We start from the raw sequence: 3568 nt of genomic DNA, 5'->3' as shown, positions 1-3568 counted from the left end.
ACCCTTGATTTCATGCTGTCCGCGAAGCGAGATACCGCGGCGGCCAAGAAATTTTTCGCCAATGCGCTGTATCACAACGGTATCCCAAAACGGGTGTCTGACGTCAGACAGGTTCGCCCAGTTGCAAATGCCACAGCACTCTTTAGTCTCCTGACCATTTTCTCCGGCGGGACGGCTTTGTTTGGGGGTGCAACAGCTAAAGCAGCGGTTGGAGATGCAGTTCCATTCGTGCTTTGGTTCAATTTCCTAGCTGGATTCGTCTATTTGCTAGGCGCGTTCGCAATCTTTCAATCCACTACGCTGCAGAGTTACTCAATCTTGGATTTGGCGGGGCGCCACGCTGACCTCAGACATACCTTAATCTGACCTTAGCTGTACACTGCTCCACAGGCTGAGCCATGCAGGGAATTGAATCAAGACAAGATTGGTTGTTGAAATCAGATCCATTGGCATCCCCCGCTGGACGAAAATCCAAGCGTGAAAAAGAGCGTGCAGCGCGGGCCAAAGTGACCCGAACAAGGCGACCTGTGGCGCACGGGCACCGTAAATCAAGCCCAGGCCAGACACGAGATAGACCAACCCGATGTCGCGCACAAAATGAAGGTTGAAAGGCCCCATCATGGTGATCCCGGGTACAGTCTCGTACCACCAGACCGGAACGAACCACATGACAAGGGCATTCAGGGCATAGATTGCCCCAATGACGGTCAGTATCCACTTGTGCATTTGATTGTTCCTTCTTTTCAACAGGTGTTGGTTTCGATGGCTTTACCGGAGTCTTGAATTGTGTGCCCCGTGTCGAGCTGGCTTGAGCCTGATCCACCGCAAAAAGGCCAGCTGCATCAGGATCACAGCAATAGAGTCCGGACGTGGCCCAAGTAACGCTTGATGCTCGACGACGATGATCGTGTGGTCAAGCAACGGAACGGACAGGATGTTTACAATTGCGTGGGTCAGGACAATTGGCCAGATGCTTTGGGTCTTGTGTCTGATCGCACCAAAGACAACGGTCATCACATAGGTGCCAACGACAAACAGGCTCGCAAACTGCCAAAGTGGTAACCCCAAGAAATCCTGCAAAACCGCATAGTAGGGGATGTGCCACGCCGCCCAGACCGCAGCGACACTCAGATCCCGGCGGACAGGGGAAAGCCCCAAAGCCTCAAGCCGTGGATGGAGATAGCCACGCCATCCGACTTCCTCGGAGAGTGAAAAAAAGAGCGCCGGGAGCGCCAGTGCGGCAACAGCCTCCAGATAGTGTGGCCCAAAACCAGCCTGTAAATGGGCTGTCCCGCACATGACGCCCACCACGCCCACTGCCACAAACGCCAGAGGGAAAAGCCCGATCAACTGCGCATAGTGCCCGATGTTCCCTTTAAGATTAAGCACAAACCCGGCATCAGACCAGCCATCGCCGGCGAAAGCACGAAGTCCGATTGCGATCACCGCAGGGCTTAGGATGAAAATCAAACCTCCGGCCTCGATGTCCATCGCCATAACACTCCCCCCGACGATCGACAGGGCGAGTGTTCCCAGAACAAAGAAGCAGATATTCCTGCGATTTGCAGGCGGGGTAATTTCGGCCATAGGGGATCTTATTTCGCAGGTTTAGCGTTCAGGCGTTTGATCGGGAAAGCCATGCAACAAAACATCCACCCGGTCGTCTTGGCGCGGCGGCGCGGACAAATCATTGTTAGAACGCCCTAGCGGTTCGCCTTGCGATACGCGGTTGGCGTCATTCTCATGACCTTTTTGAAAGCGCTGTAAAACGAAGAACGTGAGTTAAAGCCAACGTCATAGGCAATGGACAGGATCGTGGCGTCATCGTTGTCCAGACGGGCAACCGCAGCCTCGATCCGATGGCGGCTGACAAAATCAAAGAAGCTTTCACCAATCTCTTCATTCAGGGTCTGGGTGACGTATTTGCTGGGAACCTGAATATGCTTTGCCAACGACCAAAGCGACAAATTGGGGTCGAGATAGAGCGCGTCCCTGGCCATAGCATTGCGAAGTTGACCTGCGATTTTTTGGGACATGTCCTTGGTCAGCGCCGATTTGGAATAGCGCGGAGTCCGCGTTTCCGATGCAGGGGTGTCGCGATCAATGGGGCGCCGCTGCCGCAAGCCCCATAGGGCAATCACAGATATCAGGATTAAGCCATAAAACGCCTCAATCACTTGAATAAGGCCAATTTTCCAGGTCGCAAGTTCGTAGATAAGCGAGCCGACATTAATCGCCCAATAGCCGGAATAAAGGAGTACCACCACGGAAATCCAGCGCATTTCGTGTTGTTCGGTGCTTGCAAAGAAATCCTTCAGTCTGGAGCGGTACCGTAACAAGCGTCGGGTAATCGCGGTCAGATAAAAGGCCCACTGAAAGGGGACTATCAGAAACACCAGTTCATAGGTCCGGCCAGTAAAATAATCTTGCGGTCCTTGAATCCTGTCCGGATCCGGAAGCAGACCAAGCCGCACCTCCGCTGGCAGAAACAGAATCCAGACGAAGGCGAGCCCTCCGATCAAAGGCAGTATTGCATGCCATTTCAGCTCCGCCACGCGCAGTGGAACTGGCGATGTTAAAGAACAGACATAAAGCCAAAGAAGCGGAGCAACCGACGCAATACCAACCAACCAGAATGCATGCAGGACTAATTTGACCTGCAGACCGGTAAAGGCGGGGGTCAGAGATACCCCCAGTACGGTAAATGCCTCGGCCGTCAGAAATAACGACAGCACCTGAAAGACCTGCCTGTGGCGTCGCTGTGTCAGACAATAAGCCACACCAAACAATGCAACCGTCAACGTCATCGTCGAAAGCAGAACAGAAATCTGGTGCGTGACGAACATCTTTGCCTCCGGGTTCGGGCGGGTAATCTGTAAAACTACCGATGCAAAATAACCAACAGTCTTGCCACTCCGACTGTCCGTGCTGAGCGGGCCGGACAGTCTTTTTGCCTCGACCGCGCGCCTCTGACGACAGCAGGGCTGTGTGTGTGACTGCCTGTCCCAAACTTACAGATAGGAATGAAACATGGAACTTGCTTCGAAGTCAGCTCTCTTAGGGTCAGGACTTCGGTAAAACTCCTTCTGTTGGCACATCGTGACCAGTGTGCTGTGGACCGCTGCCGCGGGTTTTCTTTGGCCGGCAATTGTCAGACACTCGACCGAACTAGTCGTTTTTCTGACGATCATGATGACAGGTATTGGGATCTGGGGTGTCCTCCTGCCGCCAAGCGTTGGTCTGTCCTACGTGACCATGCCCCAGGGTTGGCTGTTTTTCCCAATCATAACCCTCGCCTTCTTTGGTCTTCGAAGTGAAAATCAGCAGGCAGTTTGGACAATGGCCTAATGTCGTTCAGATGCTAGGCCGCCGTGTACAAGCATCAAGTCCGAGCAGTTCATGTGCATTGGGTTCACCCACCAATTCAAATTCTTGGCTTAAACCGGCTAAAGACACGTGAATTTTGTATGGCTGGCTACTAACTGACACCTTTGATATGGGTGCAAGCCCAAAACACCCGCGCGTCCTGTGTACCCAGGCTTCTAATACCGTGCCGCATTGTACTGTC

At 53.2% G+C, this 3568-nt stretch carries 3 protein-coding genes and 1 pseudogene; 1 reads left to right on the top strand and 3 read right to left on the bottom strand.

The annotated features are described in order from the left end of the window. Positions 1 to 366, top strand: a pseudogene (locus tag BLU89_RS21450) (hypothetical protein); the annotation flags it as partial. On the opposite strand, the gene BLU89_RS20990 reads toward BLU89_RS21450, so the two are convergent. The 3 genes from BLU89_RS20990 to BLU89_RS20980 form a co-directional block, all read right to left on the bottom strand. Continuing rightward, positions 358 to 726: a hypothetical protein gene (locus tag BLU89_RS20990; RefSeq protein WP_074739689.1), complete on the bottom strand. Its 369-nt coding sequence runs from the start codon at positions 724 to 726 to the stop codon at positions 358 to 360. The pseudogene BLU89_RS21450 and the gene BLU89_RS20990 overlap by 9 nt on opposite strands. 42 nt (positions 727 to 768) lie before the next feature. Next, entirely contained in the window at positions 769 to 1587 is an 819-nt protein-coding gene (locus BLU89_RS20985) for a CPBP family intramembrane glutamic endopeptidase (RefSeq protein ID WP_074739687.1), read from the bottom strand. A 116-nt stretch (positions 1588 to 1703) separates the two neighbouring features. Beyond that, the gene (locus BLU89_RS20980; RefSeq protein WP_074739685.1) at positions 1704 to 2846 is read right to left on the bottom strand and encodes a helix-turn-helix domain-containing protein; all 1143 of its coding nucleotides are present in this window, start codon (positions 2844 to 2846) and stop codon (positions 1704 to 1706) included. Positions 2847 to 3568: the final 722 nt, after the last annotated feature.

The organism is Ruegeria halocynthiae (assembly GCF_900106805.1).
Taxonomy (GTDB): Bacteria; Pseudomonadota; Alphaproteobacteria; order Rhodobacterales; family Rhodobacteraceae; genus Ruegeria; species Ruegeria halocynthiae.
The sequence above is the reverse complement of the archived record's forward strand: the minus strand, read 5'-3'. Positions and strand labels throughout refer to the sequence as shown.